Annotated in this window: 12 protein-coding genes; 6 read left to right on the forward strand and 6 right to left on the reverse strand. The window is 58.9% G+C overall.

Annotated elements, in window-relative coordinates:
- Positions 1 to 23: 23 nt before the first annotated feature.
- From xylH to xylF, 3 genes are read right to left on the reverse strand one after another with little or no spacing between them, the layout of a single operon-like run.
- On the reverse strand, positions 24 to 1,208 hold the full coding sequence (gene xylH, locus FCL49_RS19250) for a xylose ABC transporter permease XylH (protein WP_174354771.1): 1,185 nt from the start codon (positions 1,206 to 1,208) through the stop codon (positions 24 to 26).
- On the reverse strand, positions 1,186 to 2,727 hold the full coding sequence (locus FCL49_RS19255) for a xylose ABC transporter ATP-binding protein (RefSeq protein WP_174354772.1): 1,542 nt from the start codon (positions 2,725 to 2,727) through the stop codon (positions 1,186 to 1,188). Before FCL49_RS19255 ends, xylH begins: the two co-directional genes overlap by 23 nt.
- 28 nt (positions 2,728 to 2,755) lie before the next feature.
- Positions 2,756 to 3,751, reverse strand: coding sequence for a D-xylose ABC transporter substrate-binding protein (gene xylF / locus FCL49_RS19260; protein ID WP_153858639.1), 996 nt, complete (start codon positions 3,749 to 3,751; stop codon positions 2,756 to 2,758).
- 366 nt (positions 3,752 to 4,117) lie between these two features.
- On the opposite strand from xylF, the gene xylA reads away from it, so the two are divergent.
- From xylA to FCL49_RS19285, 5 genes are all read left to right on the forward strand, one after another.
- Positions 4,118 to 5,437 (forward strand): xylose isomerase, encoded by a 1,320-nt coding sequence (xylA, locus tag FCL49_RS19265; RefSeq protein ID WP_174354773.1) that lies wholly within the window; start codon positions 4,118 to 4,120, stop codon positions 5,435 to 5,437.
- Positions 5,438 to 5,480: 43 nt separating this feature from the next.
- Positions 5,481 to 6,932 carry a xylulokinase gene (gene xylB, locus FCL49_RS19270; RefSeq protein WP_174354774.1) on the forward strand — a complete coding sequence of 484 codons (1,452 nt, stop codon included), beginning with the start codon at positions 5,481 to 5,483 and terminating at the stop codon, positions 6,930 to 6,932.
- 146 nt (positions 6,933 to 7,078) lie between these two features.
- Complete coding sequence (locus FCL49_RS19275; RefSeq protein ID WP_174354775.1) at positions 7,079 to 8,473, forward strand: amidohydrolase family protein; 1,395 nt, start codon at positions 7,079 to 7,081, stop codon at positions 8,471 to 8,473.
- A 99-nt stretch (positions 8,474 to 8,572) separates the two neighbouring features.
- Entirely contained in the window at positions 8,573 to 9,124 is a 552-nt protein-coding gene (locus FCL49_RS19280) for a cysteine hydrolase family protein (RefSeq protein WP_174354776.1), read from the forward strand.
- Positions 9,125 to 9,126: 2 nt separating this feature from the next.
- Positions 9,127 to 10,050, forward strand: coding sequence for a GlxA family transcriptional regulator (locus tag FCL49_RS19285; RefSeq protein ID WP_174354777.1), 924 nt, complete (start codon positions 9,127 to 9,129; stop codon positions 10,048 to 10,050).
- Here the strand turns inward: FCL49_RS19285 and FCL49_RS19290 are convergent.
- Complete coding sequence (locus FCL49_RS19290) at positions 10,045 to 11,037, reverse strand: acyltransferase (RefSeq protein ID WP_174354778.1); 993 nt, start codon at positions 11,035 to 11,037, stop codon at positions 10,045 to 10,047. The two genes, FCL49_RS19285 and FCL49_RS19290, sit on opposite strands and share 6 nt — an antisense overlap.
- Before the next feature lie 219 nt (positions 11,038 to 11,256).
- Between FCL49_RS19290 and FCL49_RS19295 the strand changes: the two genes are divergently transcribed.
- Positions 11,257 to 12,504: an MFS transporter gene (locus tag FCL49_RS19295; protein WP_174354779.1), complete on the forward strand. Its 1,248-nt coding sequence runs from the start codon at positions 11,257 to 11,259 to the stop codon at positions 12,502 to 12,504.
- A gap of 25 nt (positions 12,505 to 12,529) precedes the next feature.
- Here FCL49_RS19295 and selB read toward each other — a convergent pair whose 3' ends face one another.
- Both selB and selA read right to left on the reverse strand, forming a co-directional pair.
- A complete protein-coding gene (gene selB / locus FCL49_RS19300; RefSeq protein ID WP_174354780.1) occupies positions 12,530 to 14,371 on the reverse strand; it encodes a selenocysteine-specific translation elongation factor in 1,842 nt (613 codons plus the stop codon).
- On the reverse strand, positions 14,368 to 15,759 hold the full coding sequence (gene selA, locus FCL49_RS19305; protein ID WP_174354781.1) for an L-seryl-tRNA(Sec) selenium transferase: 1,392 nt from the start codon (positions 15,757 to 15,759) through the stop codon (positions 14,368 to 14,370). Before selA ends, selB begins: the two co-directional genes overlap by 4 nt.
- Positions 15,760 to 15,802 lie beyond the last annotated feature (43 nt).

A 15,802-nucleotide genomic window follows, 5' to 3' on the forward strand; every position in this document is an offset into this window, starting at 1 on the left:
CTGTGAGCTCAGACGCGATTCTTTTATGCCCGGCGCTTGGTGGCGGAGTCCATCCATACCGCCAGCAGCAAAATGGCGCCCTTGACGATGTACTGCCAGAAGGTCGGCACGTCCAGCATGCTCATGCCATTATCCAGCGACGCCATAATGAATGCGCCCATCACCGCCCCGGCCACGCTGCCGATGCCCCCGGCCAGGCTGGTGCCACCAATCACGCAGGCGGCGATGGCGTCCAGCTCGGCAATATTGCCCGCCGAAGGCGAACCGGCCCCCAAACGTGAACTGAGGATCAACCCGGCGATCGCCACCATCAGGCCGTTGATGGCGAACACCGCCAGCTTGGTGCGTTCGACGTTGACGCCCGACAGCCGCGCAGCGTCAATATTGCCGCCGATGGCGTAGATCCGACGGCCAAAAGCGGTGCGGGTGGCCATAAATATCCCCGCCAACATCAGTGCAGTGAGGATCAGCACCGGCGTCGGTACCCCGCGGTAATCATTGAGCAAATAGATAGCCCCGAGCACCAGCAACGCCAAAATGCTTTGTCGGGTGACATCACCGCCTGCTGTCGCTACCGGCAAACCCAGTTGGGCACGCCGACTGCGTCGCCGCCACTGCCAGGTGACAAACAGCATCAACCCAACGGCACCGATGCCAAAACCCAGGCCGTTCGGCAAATAGCTCTGGCCAATTTGCGACATCGCCCCGCTGGTCGGCGCGACCGTGGTGCCATTGGTGATGCCGATCAGGATGCCGCGAAAGGCCAGCATCCCCGCCAGGGTGACAATAAACGACGGCACCTTGCGATAGGCGACCCACCAACCGTTCCAGGCCCCCAACAGCAGGCCGGCCAGCAGCGTCACCACGATGGTCAGCGGCAGTGGCCAACCCAGCCAGACGTCAAAAATCGCCGCCGCCCCGCCCAGCAGGCCCATCATTGAGCCGACCGACAGATCGATTTCTGCCGAAACAATCACGAACACCATGCCGACCGCCAAAATACCGGTGATCGCCGTTTGGCGCAGCAGGTTGGAGATATTACGCGCGCTGAGATAGGCCCCTTCGGTGGTAAAGGTAAAGAACAGCATAATGACGACTATCGCCGCCAACATCACAAACACCTGCAAATTGATGGATTTTAGTTTCACTATGGGTTTCTTCTCCACCATTGCCGGCACGATCGCTTCAGACTGCGTGTTTTTCGACATCTGTTTCACTCCTCAATGCGGCTTCCATCACCTGTTCCTGGGTCAGACCCTGGTTGACTAACGAAGCCTTGATACGCCCCTGGTGCATCACCAATACCCGATCGCTTAATCCCAACACTTCAGGCAGCTCCGAAGACACCACGATCACCGAAATGCCCTGCTGGACCAGCTGATTGATTAACTTATAGATTTCGTGTTTGGCACCGATATCGATACCGCGCGTCGGCTCATCCAGAATGAGAATTTTCGGCTTCAGCAGCAGGCATTTGGCGAGTATGGCCTTCTGCTGATTACCGCCGCTCAGCCGGGCTATCGCCAGTTCGGGCGAGGAAGTCTTCACTTTTAGCTGCGCCAGCGATTGGCGTATGGTCGCCTGCTCCCGGGCATCATCAATCACCGTCAGCACGCCGCTGAAATCGCTCAGCGCCGCCAATGTCATATTGGCCCCCACCCCCATCACCGGCACGATGCCATCACGCTTGCGATCTTCCGGCACCATGGCAATGCCATATCGCATCGCCTGGCGGCAATTGTTGATGACGGCCGGCTGGCCATTGAGGCTAATGCTCCCCTGCCAGCGGCCAGGGTAGACGCCGAACAGGCACTGCATGGTTTCGGTGCGCCCGGAGCCGACCAAGCCAGCGACACCGAGGATTTCGCCGCGCCGCAGGCTGAATGAGACATCGTCCACCCGACGAACGTGACGGTTCACCGGGTGCCAGGCGGTGAGATTATCCACCTGCAGGATCACCTCGCCGATATCATGCTGTTGCTGCGGATACAGCTCGGTTAATTCGCGCCCAACCATCATGGCGATAATGTCGTCCTCGCTCATTTCCGCGGCCGGGCGCGTACCGATATGTTTGCCGTCGCGGATCACGCAGATCAGATCCGAGATCGCCTTCACCTCATTCAATTTGTGCGAAATGTAAATGCAGGCGATGCCGTGATCGCGCAGATCCTCGATGATCGCCAGCAGCGTTGCGGTTTCACTTTCGGTCAGCGACGCCGTCGGCTCATCGAGCACCAGCAGCCGCACCTGCTTGTTCAGCGCCTTGGCGATTTCCACCAGCTGTTGCTGCCCCAGGCCCAGTTCGCCGATGGGGGTGTTGGGATCCACCGCCAGCTTGACCTGCGCCAGCATCCGTCGGCAGCGCAGATACATGGCGTCATAATCCATTACGCCGTATCGACGCCACTCATTGCCGAGAAACATGTTTTCCAGCACCGTCATCTGCTTCACCAGCGCCAGCTCCTGATGAATGATGGCGATGCCTTTCTGCTCGGTATCGCGAATATTTTTCGCCGCTAATAAATCATCAGAGAAATAAATATCGCCCTGATAACTGCCGTGCGGATATATCCCGCACAGCACTTTCATCAGGGTGGACTTTCCCGAACCGTTTTCACCACACAGCGATAATACCTGACCTGCCTCTAACTTCAGGCTGACATTATCTACCGCCTTCACCGCACCGAACTGCATGGTGATATTTTTCATTTCTAATAGGCTGGGCATTATTCCCCCGTATTACCGGTTAGCGGAATTAATTAATCTCGGATTTTTTGTGGAAACCGTCGGCAACAATGGTGCTGTCGATATTCGATTTATCGACCGGAATAGGGGTTAATAACCAGGATGGTACGTCTTTGCTGCCGTTATTTAATGTGGCGTTGGCCTTCGGCTGTTCACCCTTGCCCAGCTGCACCGCAATGCCCGCCGCCTCGTCGGCCAGCTTGCTGATCGGCTTATACACCGTCATGGTCTGGGTACCGGCGACAATACGCTTCACCGCAGCCAAATCGGCATCCTGACCGGAAATCGCCACCTTGCCCGCCAGGCCCTGCGCGGCCAGCGCCTGGATCGCGCCGCCGGCGGTGGCATCGTTGGAAGCTACTACCGCGTCTATCTTGTTATTGTTGGCGGTCAGCGCATTTTCCATGATTTTTAATGCGTTTTCCGGCAACCATCCGTCGACCCACTGATCGCCCACCACCTTGATTTTCCCACCGTCGATCAGCGGTTGCAGCACCTTCATCTGTCCCTGGCGGAACAGCTTGGCATTATTATCCACCGGCGAGCCGCCCATCAGGAAATAATTGCCCTGCGGTACCCGTTGCACCAGGCTTTGCGCCTGCAGCTCACCGACTTTTTCATTATCAAAGGAGATGTAAAAATCGATATCGGCGTTATTGATCATGCGATCGTAAGCCAGAACCTTAATGCCTTCCCGCTTGGCCTCGCTGATGACATTGCTCAACACCTTGCCGTTGTAGGGAATAATCACCAGCACGTCGACGCCGCGGTTGATCATATTTTCAATCTGCGCCATCTGGGTCTCTTCATTGCCATTGGCCGACTGGACAAACACATCTGCCCCCAGCGCTTTGGCTTTGCTGACGAAGATGTCACGGTCTTTTTGCCAGCGCTCCAGGCGCAGGTCGTCGATAGCCATGCCGATTTTGACTTCTTTGCTGAACGCCGGTTGGCTGGCCAGCGCCAGCAGCGCGCAGACCGAAAGGAACACAGGTTTGAATTTCATCTTATATACCTTTGTTATTTAACGTGTAGGGGCAATAATTGAAACGGGCTAGTGACGCAACTTAGAGCGGATTGTTATCGGTTATTTAATATTCAGCAATTACTGATTTTTACCGGCCAATTATGATTTTTGGTTTAATGTTGTTTTTATGATGGCGGTCATGCTTTCACGCTGAAAAACAGCAGGTCGACAAATAAAAATGAATTAAGCCTTAAATAAACTGCGGTTAATAACCGATTATGAGATCTGTCGCACATTTAATAATTCTGTGAATTTAACTGTGAAATAACGTAATTGAGCAGCCTGTCGCAAACTCCGAAGATAAAGCCATCCCGTAAACCGGGCATTGCTACCCAGGAGTCGATAATGCAATCTTATTTTGATCAGCTTGAGCAAGTGCGCTACGAAGGCCCCACCAGTAATAATCCACTGGCCTTTCATCACTACAATCCGGATGAACTGGTGCTCGGCAAGCGCATGGCGGAGCACCTGCGCTTTGCCGCCTGCTACTGGCACACCTTCTGCTGGAACGGTGCGGACATGTTCGGCGTCGGCTCGTTCGATCGCCCCTGGCAGCAGCCGGGCGACGCGCTGACGTTAGCCAAACGTAAAGCCGACGTGGCGTTCGAGTTTTTCCACAAGCTGAACGTCCCCTATTACTGCTTCCATGACGTCGATGTCTCGCCGGAAGGCGCGTCACTGAAAGAGTATCTGCACAACTTTGCGGTGATGACCGACGTGCTGGAAGAAAAACAACACAGCAGCGGGGTAAAACTGCTGTGGGGCACCGCCAACTGCTTTACCCATCCGCGTTACGGCGCCGGTGCGGCCACCAATCCGGATCCGGAAGTCTTCAGTTGGGCGGCCACCCAGGTGTTCACCGCCATGAATGCTACCCAGCGCCTGGGCGGTGAAAACTACGTGTTGTGGGGCGGCCGTGAAGGCTATGAAACCTTGCTCAATACCGATCTGCGCCAGGAGCGTGAGCAAATTGGTCGCTTTATGCAGATGGTGGTGGAGCATAAGCATAAAACCGGTTTCCAGGGCACCTTGCTGATCGAGCCAAAACCCCAGGAACCGACCAAGCATCAATACGATTACGACGTCGCCACCGTGTACGGCTTCCTCAAGCAGTTCGGCCTGGAAAAAGAGATCAAGGTGAATATCGAAGCCAACCACGCCACGCTGGCAGGCCACTCGTTCCACCATGAGATCGCTACCGCCATTGCGCTCGGCATCTTTGGTTCCGTCGATGCCAACCGGGGCGACCCTCAGTTGGGCTGGGATACCGACCAGTTCCCGATCAGCGTGGAAGAGAACGCGCTGGTGATGTTCGAAATTATCAAGGCCGGGGGCTTTACCACCGGCGGGCTGAACTTTGATGCCAAGGTGCGCCGCCAAAGCACCGACAAATACGACCTGTTCTATGGCCATATTGGGGCTATGGATACCATGGCGCTGGCGCTGAAGGTCGCGGCAAAAATGGTGACCGACGGCCAGTTACACCAGCAGGTATCAAAACGCTATGCCGGCTGGAATGGTGAATTGGGCCAGCAAATTTTGCAGGGCAAACTGTCGCTCGAGGCGCTGGCGCAGTACGCTGAAGGACATGCACTGGCGCCACAGCACGTCAGCGGCCGCCAGGAACAGCTCGAAAACCTGATGAACCGCTACCTGTTCGGCTAACTGACCCCGCGCGGCACTCGCCGCGCCTTTAAGGATCTTTTCCATGTATATCGGCATCGACCTCGGCACGTCCGGCGTAAAAGTCATTTTGCTCAGTGAGCAGGGCCAATTGCTCGCCAGCCACGGTGAGTCGCTGCCCATCTCCCGCCCTCATCCCTTATGGTCAGAGCAGGCCCCGCAGGACTGGTGGCACGCCACCGATCGCGCCATGCTGGCACTGGGCAAGCAGCACAGCCTGCAACAGGTGAAGGCCATCGGTCTCAGCGGCCAGATGCACGGCGCCACGCTGTTGGACGCACGGCAACAGGTGCTACGCCCGGCCATTTTGTGGAATGACGGCAGAAGTGGCGCGCAATGCCAGGCGCTGGAACAGGCGGTGCCGCAATCGCGGCAGATCACCGGTAACCTGATGATGCCAGGCTTCACCGCCCCTAAACTGCTGTGGGTGCAACAACATGAACCCCAGGTGTTTGAGCGTATCGATAAGGTACTGTTGCCCAAAGATTATTTACGCTGGTGCATCACCGGCGACTTCGCCAGCGACATGTCGGACGCCGCCGGCACCGGCTGGCTGAACGTGGCGCAGCGCGACTGGAGCGAAGAGATGCTGGCCGCCTGCGGCCTGACCCGCCGCCAGATGCCGCAACTGTTCGAGGGCAATCAGGTCACCGGGCAAACGCATACCGAACTGGCCCGGCGCTGGGGCATGTCTCCGGTACCTGTGGTGGCCGGTGGCGGCGATAATGCCGCCGGGGCGATTGGTGTGGGGCTATATCAGGCCGGGCAGGCAATGCTGTCGCTGGGTACCTCGGGGGTGTATTTTGCCGTCAGCGACGGCTTTCTCAGTAATCCGGCCAGCGCGGTGCACAGCTTCTGCCATGCGCTGCCCGACACCTGGCACCTGATGTCGGTGACCCTCAGCGCCGCCTCCTGTCTGGACTGGGTCTGCAAACTGACAAACGTCGAAGACGTCGCCACCCTGCTGCGCAATGTTGAACAGGCCCCCCCGACAGCGGCTCCGCTGTGGTTTCTGCCCTATCTGTCCGGCGAACGGACGCCGCATAACAATCCGAACGCCAAGGGGGCATTCTGGGGCCTCACTCACCAACATGGGCCGAACGATCTGGCTCGTGCAGTGCTGGAAGGCGTAGGTTTCGCCCTGGCAGAAGGCATGGACGTACTGCACGCCAGCGGTCTGCAACCTTCCAGCATCACCCTGATTGGCGGCGGTGCGCGTAGCCCGTTCTGGCGGCAAATGCTGGCGGATATCAGCGGTCAACGGCTGGAATACCGCACCGGCGGCGACGTCGGCCCGGCGCTCGGGGCCGCGCGGCTGGCGCAGATCGCACTGAATCCGCAGCGTCCACTCGGCGAACTGCTGCCTGAGTTGCCGCTGGAGCAGGTACATACCCCTAATACCGAGCGCCACCAGCAGTACGCCAAGCAGCGCAGCACCTTCCGCGAACTCTATACTCGCTTGTTGCCGCTGATGTAAAACCAGAGGGGGCATTAGCGTTGCCCCCTTATTATTGCCAAATCGAATAGTCTCCAGTGGCAAATGTCACTGCCAACCCGTCGGCTCCTCTCCTAAATTGGTGGCTGTCTTTTGACGCACTTCACCTCTGGATTAAGGAACTGAACGTGGAAAAAAACCAACAACAAAGCCGCAGAGCTTTCCTCAGCCAAACCGGCAAAATAACCACTGCCTGCGCGGTGATCGGCCTGACCGGCGGCATGGCGCAGGCCGCCGCACCCACCGGCAGCCCTTGTTTACCGGAGGCCCAACCCATGACCCTGACCGACAGCCACTACTGGCTGAGCGATGTGCGGCTGGAAGAGGGTTTCGAGTACGATGGCGACACGGTGACAGGCACCCGCACCGCGCTCTATCAGCTTGAAATCAAAGACGGCAAGATTGCGGCTATCCACCAGAAGGATGCAGCGGCCCCCGTCGGCGTACCGCGCTATCAGGCGCAGGGCCAGTTGCTGTTACCGGCATTTCGCGACATGCATATCCATCTGGATAAAACCTTTTACAGCGGCCCCTGGCAGGCACCGCGCCCACGTCAGGGCAAAACCATCATGGATATGATCGCGCTGGAACAAACATTAATCCCCAAACTGTTGCCCACCTCGCAACAGCGCGCAGAAAACCTGATCGCCCTGCTGCAATCCAAAGGCAGCACCGTGGCACGCAGCCACTGCAATATCGATCCGGTCAGCGGGCTGAAAAGCCTGGAACACCTGCAACGGGCACTGGAAAAGCATCAGGCGGACTTCAGCTGTGAAATCGTCGCCTTCCCGCAGCACGGGCTGCTGCATTCCAAAGTCGACGGTTTGATGCGCGAAGCCATGCAGATGGGAGTGCAGTACGTTGGCGGGCTGGATCCGACCAACGTCGACGGGGCGATGGAACAGTCGCTGGATGCCATGTTCCAGATTGCGCTAGATACCGGCAAAGGCGTCGATATCCACCTGCACGAAACCAGCCCGGCCGGGGTGGCCGCCATCAACTACATGATTACTACCGTAGAAAAGAACCCTTCGCTGCGCGGCAAAGTCACCATCAGCCATGCCTTTGCTCTGACCGCGCTGAACCCGAATGAACTGGAGGAAACCGCTACCCGACTGGCAGCGCAGCAAATCACCATCGCCTCGACGGTGCCGATTGGAGGGCTGATGATGCCACTGCCACAGCTCAGTGAAAAAGGGGTATTTGTGATGACCGGAACCGACAGCGTGATTGACCATTGGTCCCCGTTCGGCACCGGCGACATTCTGGAAAAAGCCAACCTTTACGCCCAACTGTATCGGGGTTCCGACGAGTTCCATCTGTCACGCGCCATGGCGATTTCCACCGGCGGCGTGCTGCCGCTGAATGACAAAGGTCAACGGGTGTGGCCCAAAGCCGGGGACAGCGCGGAGTTCGTGCTGATCGACGCCAGTTGCTCCGCCGAAGCGGTGGCCCGTCTGCCGACGCGCCGCGCCACCTTCCATCAAGGGCGGCTGGTGGCCGGTCAGGTGGGCAAAGCCTGATGCTGGTCCGCTAATGCCACCATGATGGCCGTTTTTGGCCTTCTCCCTTGCAGGATAACGGCTCAGTATGCGTTATACCTAATTGGCGGAGGGCCGAAAATGTCACATAGCGCGTTATTGATCATCGATGTTCAACAATCATTCCAGCATCGTCCATTCTGGCAAGAGCAGGATCTCCCCGCTTTCCAGCAGGCGCTGAGCAGGCTGATCGACGGCTGCCGCCAGCAGGGCGTAGCGCTGGTTGATGTATTCCATGTGTCGCCAGAGGGGCCCTTTTCTTTGGCGTCCGGCTGGGTAAAGCGCCTACCGTTCCTCGACCATCAGGCCGATGTCACCGTACACAAACAGGTGCACAACGCGCTGACCGAATCCGGCCTGGATGCCTGGCTGCTAGAGCGACATATCAAGCATTTGATTATCTGCGGCATTCGTACCGAGCAGTGCTGCGAAACCACCGCCCGAGTGGCGGCCGATCTCGGCTATCGGGTGACTTTCGTGACCGAGGCCACGCTGACTTTTCCGATGCAGCATCCCGGTGGAGAAGTCTTTACCACCGAACAACTCAAGCGGCATACTGAGACGGTGCTGGTCGATCGCTTCGCCCGCATCGCCAGCGTGGATGAGGCTCTGGCGCAACTCTCACAGGAGTAACCATGCCGCAGGCCGTCTACTTTCTGATGCTGCCCCAGGTGCTGTCGCTGGACGTCAGCGGCCCGGCCGAAACCCTGCGTCTGGCCGGGCAGTTCAGCCTGCACTACATCGGCCCAGTGCCGCAGGTCACCTGCTCGGTTGGCATGACGTTGAGTCAGCTACAGCCGCTGCCTGACCGGCTGGAAGACGGCGCTATTTTAGTGGTGCCGGGCGTCAGTGATTCGCAGCATTTCTTCGCCAATGCGCCGGCCGAACAGGCCCGCCGCTGGCTGGCAGCGCTGCAACCCGCCCTGCAACAGCAACGTATCACGCTGGTCTGTGTCTGTTCCGGCGCTCTGCTGGCAGCACAGGCCGGTTTGCTCGACGGTTACCAGTGCACCACCCATCACGACGTGATCGAACGCATGCGTCAGCAGGCCCCGGCAGCGCAGGTGAAAGAAAACCGCATCTTTGTTGAAGACCGCAGCGTTTACACCAGCGCCGGTATCACTGCCGGTATCGATCTGGCACTGCACCTGATTAATCGCCAGTGTGGCGCTACACGGGCGATGGAAATTGCCCGAGAAATGGTGGTGTATTTTCGCCGTTCCGGCGACGACCCGCAGCTTTCGCCCTGGCTCCGTTACCGTAACCATCTGCACCCGGCGGTACACCGGGCGCAAGACGTGATGGCCGCCGAGCCGGAAGCAGAATGGTCGGTGCCGCAGGTGGCGGAAAAGGCTCACGTCAGCAGTCGTCATCTGGCGCGGCTATTTCGCAGCCATGTTGGCATCAGCGTGCGTGAGTATCATGAGCAACTACGGCTGGCGGTGGCGCAGCAGCGCCTGCAGCAAGGCTATGGGCTGGAGAAAGCGGCGTTGGCCGCGGGGTTTTCCTCTGGCCGCCAACTGCGCCGCGCCCAGCAGCGCGGCTCAAACGGATTATGACACCAGCCGCCGAGAGTCTATTTTCTGCAGGCCTATCGACAGCAGCAGGCTAAGCGCCAGCGCCACGCCGAACACCCAGAAGATATCCAGCAACGGATGACTGGTCAGTTCCAGGTGCCGGTTGCGCATAAAATTAACGATAATGGCGTGAAAACCGTAGATCGCCAGCGAATGGCGGGAAAAAACACCCAACCAGCCAATCGGCTCCGGCAGGCAGTTTTTAAACCAGATAACCAACGATACCGCCGCGATAAACACCAGCGGGCCGCAGTAAATGTAATAGGTATCGGCGAAGTTGCCGTTAATGAACATCTGGCTTTTGGTGCCGTGAATAATCAACGCCACGCAGGACACAAAACCCAACGCCGCCAGCCCACTGACGCCACGCCCCTGGGTGTCCATCATGCCAATCGCCCGTCCGGCCAACGCATACAGCAGGTAATAGAAGGTATCGCCGTAAATATACAGATTCACCGGCAGCAGGTGCGCGTTGCCCAGGGTCAGCGAGCTGGTATTGGGGTTGGCGATCACCGCCAGGATCACCAGCACAGCGGCCAGATAGCGGCGCGATACCGGTTTGACGTTGATCAGTGGCGACAGCAAGTAAATGACCGCAATCGCATAGAAGAACCACAGGTGATAGAACACCGGTTTGAGTAGCATGCCGCGCAGCGACGGCCAGAAGCCGATTTTGGTGAACGTCGCGATATAGATCAACGCGATGGTGCTGTAGAACAGGATGCAACAGCCAATGCGGATGAAATGTTTCTTACCGGCGCTCTTCTCGCCGAAAAACAGATAGCCGGAAATCATGAAAAACAGCGGCACCGAGACGCGTGACAGCGAGTTCAGCACGTTGGCGATATCCCAGTTGTGTTCCCCCACCGCCACCCCGCTGGTAACGTAATAGGTAGTCGCGTGGATCATCACCACCATCATGCACGCCACCGCACGCAAGTTATCTATCCAGCCAGTTTTATTACTCAAAAGGTCGCCCGCAATATTGTCATCTTCGTTTGTTATAAAGAGGTTAACCAGCGAAAGTGTGGGTGGCAACCCTGACGGGTAATATCAGAATGTGCTGAAACAACACCTTATGATTGCCAAGGTGAACAATTGGCGGCAAAATAGCCGCCACAACTCGCTCAGATAGCGCTCCCCGCCCTGACAGTTCCTTATTTCTTCTTCACTTTCAGTACGATAACTATGAAAACAACATTACCACCTGCGGCTCGCTTGGGTCGACAGGCGCTTTTATTCCCTCTTTGTCTGGTGCTGTTCGAGTTCGCCACCTATATCGCCAACGATATGATCCAGCCTGGCATGCTGGCGGTGGTGGCCGATTTCAACGCCGGAGAAGAGTGGGTGCCAACCTCAATGACCGCCTATCTGGCCGGCGGTATTTTCCTGCAGTGGCTGCTGGGGCCGTTGTCGGATCGCCGTGGTCGTCGTCCGGTGATGCTGGCCGGTGTGGCGTTCTTTATCGTCGCCTGCCTGGCGATTTTGCTGGTGACCAGCATCGAGCAATTTATCTTTATGCGTTTCCTGCAGGGGATTGGTCTGTGCTTTATCGGCGCGGTCGGCTACGCCACGATACAGGAATCCTTTGAGGAGTCGGTGTGTATAAAAATCACCGCGCTGATGGCCAACGTGGCGCTGATCGCCCCGCTGCTCGGGCCATTGGCCGGTGCAGCGCTGATCCACGTCGCGCCGTGGCAGAGCATGTTCGTGCTGTTCGCGGCGCTGGCGGCCTTTGCCTTTTACGGCCTGTGGAAAGCGATGCCGGAAACCGCGTCGCTGCAGGGTGAGAAACTCTCGGCCGCCAACCTGTGGCGTGACTATCGCCAGGTGCTGTCCAACCGCCGCTTTGTCTGTGGTGCGCTGGCTATCGGCTTTGCCAGCCTGCCGTTGCTGGCCTGGATTGCCCAATCACCGGTGATCCTGATCAGCGGCGAATCGCTGTCGACGCTCGATTATGGCCTGCTGCAAATCCCGGTGTTCGGCGCGCTGATCCTCGGCAACCTGACGCTGGCGCGTTTGACCGGCAAGAACAGTGTACAACGGCTGATCAAACTGGGCGCTGGGCCAATGATGCTGGGGCTGCTGATCGCGGCGCTGGCGACCCTGTTCTCGACCCACGCCTACCTGTGGATGACCGCAGGCCTGAGCCTGTACGCTTACGGTATCGGGCTGGCCAACGCCGGGCTGTACCGCCTGACGCTGTTCTCAAGCTCCGTCAGCAAAGGCACGGTTTCCGCCACCATGGGCATGCTGAGCATGATGGTGTTCACCGTCGGTATCGAGCTGGCAAAAGTGGCCTACGTGTGGGGCGGCAGCGGGTTGTTCAATTTGTTCAACCTGATTAGCGGCCTGTGCTGGCTGGCGCTGGTGGCGCTGTTCCTCAGCAAACGCCGCAGCGGTGATGTGACACCGACGGCAACGACAAGCCTGTAATCGAATGCGGGGCGAATGTCCCCGCTTACCCACCAAAAAGACCACTGTCACGCAGCAGATGCTGGTTGCCCTTGCGGCGGGTGAAACCGCTGCGGTCGAAGAACTCCAGCACCTGGATCGCCAGCTTGCGGCCGACGCCGAGCCGATCGCGAAAATCGGCGGCATTGGCGCTGCCCTGCTCCACATCAAGCTGGCGGATCAGTGCCGCGAACTGTTCAATGCGTCGACTTAGGTAGTAACGATCCACCACCACTGCCGTGACATGCCCCAACTGTGCCGCTTTGCGCAATGTCGCCCGTATCCGGGCCTCGTCTTCGCCCAGTTCTGTCGCCAAATCGCGTACCCACCAGGCTTCATCGCCGAACCGTGGCTCGATAATTTCCCACAGGGTCAGTTCTTCGACACTGAACGCCAGGCCATGCTCCGGCAGGTGCAACCAACCCCGGGTATTGTTTATCAATCCTTCGGCCAGCAGCCGATCGATCATCATAAATACCAGCGACTCAGAAAGTTGCGGCAGTGCCATGCGCCGCAGGCGCGCCCGCCCCAGGCCGAGCTGATCGGCATGCTGCTGGTGGTACTCGGCCAATACCTGCAATAAACGCTGTTGGCCCTGCTGAGCATTCTCCTGCGCCAGCGCCATATCACCGGCAATCAGCAATTCACGACCCGCCAGCAGCGCTGTCAATTCGCCTGCGGTCAGTTGCCGCGCCCAGGCAAAAGCGGCCAGATCCAGTGCGCCATTAGGCAGATGCAACGCCAACACCTGCCGGTCATCGTCGGCCTGTGCCAGCGCCGCCAGCCAGGTCAGATATTCAGGTTGGCGCTTGCCTCGCGTCGGGGTGGTCAAACTCAGTACTCTGGCGCCCCCCAGCGTTTGGCGAGCGCCAATATCCCGCAGCACCAGCCGATCGTTTTCCGCCAGCCACAGCGGACGATCGAGGATCAGCTCTGCCAGCCCCTCATTGAGCAACGAAATTCGCCCGGTAATATGGCTGGCGGCATGATGCAGATGCAGCGGTTGCCAGTGCTTTATCGGTTGGTCAGCATCCAGCGCGACCAAAATGCGCTCGGCAGCGGCCAGCGGCTTTTGCGCCAGCAACCAGTCACCGCGCGCCACCTGTTCTTTACTGACGTCACCGCTGATATTCAGCGCGATACGCTGCCCGGCCTGCGCCTGCTCAACCGGCTGGTTTTGCGCGTGCAGACCGCGTACCCGCACCGGGGTATCGGTACCGGTCAGCCACAGCGTGTCACCCACCGCCACCTGCCCGCCTAGCGCGGTACCGGTCACCACCAGACCCGCCCCCTTCACGCTGAAGGCGCGATCCACCGCCAGACGGAAGCGACGGCTTAACGCGTGTTCGTCTGGCTGCAACGCCAGCAGGTGTGCACGCAATGTATCAATACCCTGTGGCTGAAGCGCTGCGGTAACGAACATCGGCACCTGATGCCACCCCTGGTGCGCCAGTTCGTCACTTAGCTGGCGTCGTACCTCTTCAATGCGTGCCTCATTCACCCGATCGGCCTTGGTCAGCGCCACCGTCAGCGCCGGCCGACCACTTAACCGCAGGATGGCCAGGTGCTCGCGGGTTTGCGCCATCACGCCGTCGTCGCAAGCCACCACCAGCAGCGCATGGTCGATGCCGCCAACGCCTGCCAGCATATTGGCGAGGAATTTTCCATGACCGGGCACGTCGATAAAACCCAGCACCCGGCCATCGGGCTGCGGCCAGTAGGCATAGCCCAGATCCAGGGTCATGCCGCGGCGTTTTTCTTCCGGCAGCCGATCGGCATTAATCCCGGTAATCGCCTGCAGCAGGGTGGTTTTGCCATGATCGACATGGCCGGCGGTAGCGATAATCATGCGCTCAGCGCCTCAATCAATGCGTCTTCCTGCTCCAGACAGCGTAGATCCAGCCACAGCCTGCCGTCGTTAATGCGGCCAATTACCGGCTGCGGCAGACGGCGCCAGCGTTCCGCCAGTGCCTCCAGCGTCGCGCCGCGCCCGTCCTGCGGCGTAAAGGTCAAGGCATAGCTGGGCAGCCGATCCACCGGCAATGAACCACTGCCGATCTGCGACCAGCACGGCTCGGCACGTAACTGGAAATGCCCGGCAAACTGCGGCGTCAGCGCCTGCAACAGTCGCTCGGCGGCATGCTGCATCGCCTGCTGTGGACGTGTGAGCAACCGCAACGTCGGCAACTGTTGCCCCAACAGTTCGGGTTGTTGATAGAGGCGTAAGGTGGCCTCCAGCGCCGCCAGCGTCAGTTTGCCGACACGCAGCGCACGCTTTAAAGGATGCTGTTGCAGCCTGGCTATCAGCGCCTTTTTACCCACGATGATGCCGGCCTGTGGGCCGCCCAACAGTTTGTCACCGGAGAAGGTCACCAGATCCACCCCGGCAGCCAGCAGCCGCTGCGGCATAGGTTCGGCCGGCAGGCCGTACTGCGCCATATCAATCAGCGAGCCGCTGCCCAGATCGGTGGCGGTCGGCAGGCCGTGTTCGGCACCAAGCTGTGCCAGCTCGGCTTCGTCCACCGCGGCGGTAAAACCCTGAATGCTGTAGTTGCTGGTATGTACCTTCATCAGCAACCCGGTCTGATCGTTAATCGCGTTACGGTAGTCTTTCAGATGGGTGCGGTTGGTGGTGCCGACTTCGATCAACTGGCAGCCCGCCTGACGCATCACGTCGGGAATGCGGAACGCGCCGCCAATTTCCACCAGCTCACCGCGCGACACCACCACTTGCTTGCCGGGGGCGATCGCCGCCAGCATCAGCAGTACCGCTGCCGCATTGTTATTGACGATGCAGGCGTCTTCCGCGCCGGTCAGTTGACACAATAAATCCGCGACGGCGCGATCGCGATGGCCCCGACCGGCACCATCGAGATCGTATTCCAGCGTCACCGCCGCGCCCATCGAACGTGTCACCGCCTCTATCGCCGGTTGCGCCAGCAAGGCCCGGCCAAGATTGGTGTGCAACACGGTACCGCTGAGATTAAATACCGGGGCCAACGACGGGCGCTGCTGCTGTGCCAGCCTGACGCCAAGCGCCTGCGGCCAGTCGGCACACCAGTCAGGCAGCCGTTGATGCTGTTTAATGGCCTCACGCGCCTGTAATTGCAGTTGGCGCAGTAGCTCGCTAATCAGCGTCTGGCCATGTTGTGCCACCAGCGGTTCGATAGTGGGATCGCGCAGCAGGCGGTCAATGGCGGGTAACTGGCTGTAAAGATGCTGGGATTCAGTGCTCATGGTCGCTCGGTTTTAATGTGGTGGTCTCGGCATAAAGCAAAAC

It is taken from the genome of Serratia proteamaculans (assembly GCF_013337185.1).
In the GTDB taxonomy this organism is placed as follows: Bacteria; Pseudomonadota; Gammaproteobacteria; order Enterobacterales; family Enterobacteriaceae; genus Serratia; species Serratia proteamaculans_D.

Coding starts and splice junctions, on each gene's coding strand:
- xylH (WP_174354771.1), bottom strand. CDS start 1,208: ATGTCGAAAAACACGCAGTCTGAAGCGATCGTGCCGGCAATGGTGGAG.
- selB (WP_174354780.1), bottom strand. CDS start 14,371: ATGATTATCGCTACCGCCGGCCATGTCGATCATGGCAAAACCACCCTG.
- FCL49_RS19280 (WP_174354776.1), top strand. CDS start 8,573: ATGTCACATAGCGCGTTATTGATCATCGATGTTCAACAATCATTCCAG.
- FCL49_RS19295 (WP_174354779.1), top strand. CDS start 11,257: ATGAAAACAACATTACCACCTGCGGCTCGCTTGGGTCGACAGGCGCTT.
- xylB (WP_174354774.1), top strand. CDS start 5,481: ATGTATATCGGCATCGACCTCGGCACGTCCGGCGTAAAAGTCATTTTG.
- FCL49_RS19285 (WP_174354777.1), top strand. CDS start 9,127: ATGCCGCAGGCCGTCTACTTTCTGATGCTGCCCCAGGTGCTGTCGCTG.
- FCL49_RS19255 (WP_174354772.1), bottom strand. CDS start 2,727: ATGCCCAGCCTATTAGAAATGAAAAATATCACCATGCAGTTCGGTGCG.
- xylA (WP_174354773.1), top strand. CDS start 4,118: ATGCAATCTTATTTTGATCAGCTTGAGCAAGTGCGCTACGAAGGCCCC.
- selA (WP_174354781.1), bottom strand. CDS start 15,759: ATGAGCACTGAATCCCAGCATCTTTACAGCCAGTTACCCGCCATTGAC.
- xylF (WP_153858639.1), bottom strand. CDS start 3,751: ATGAAATTCAAACCTGTGTTCCTTTCGGTCTGCGCGCTGCTGGCGCTG.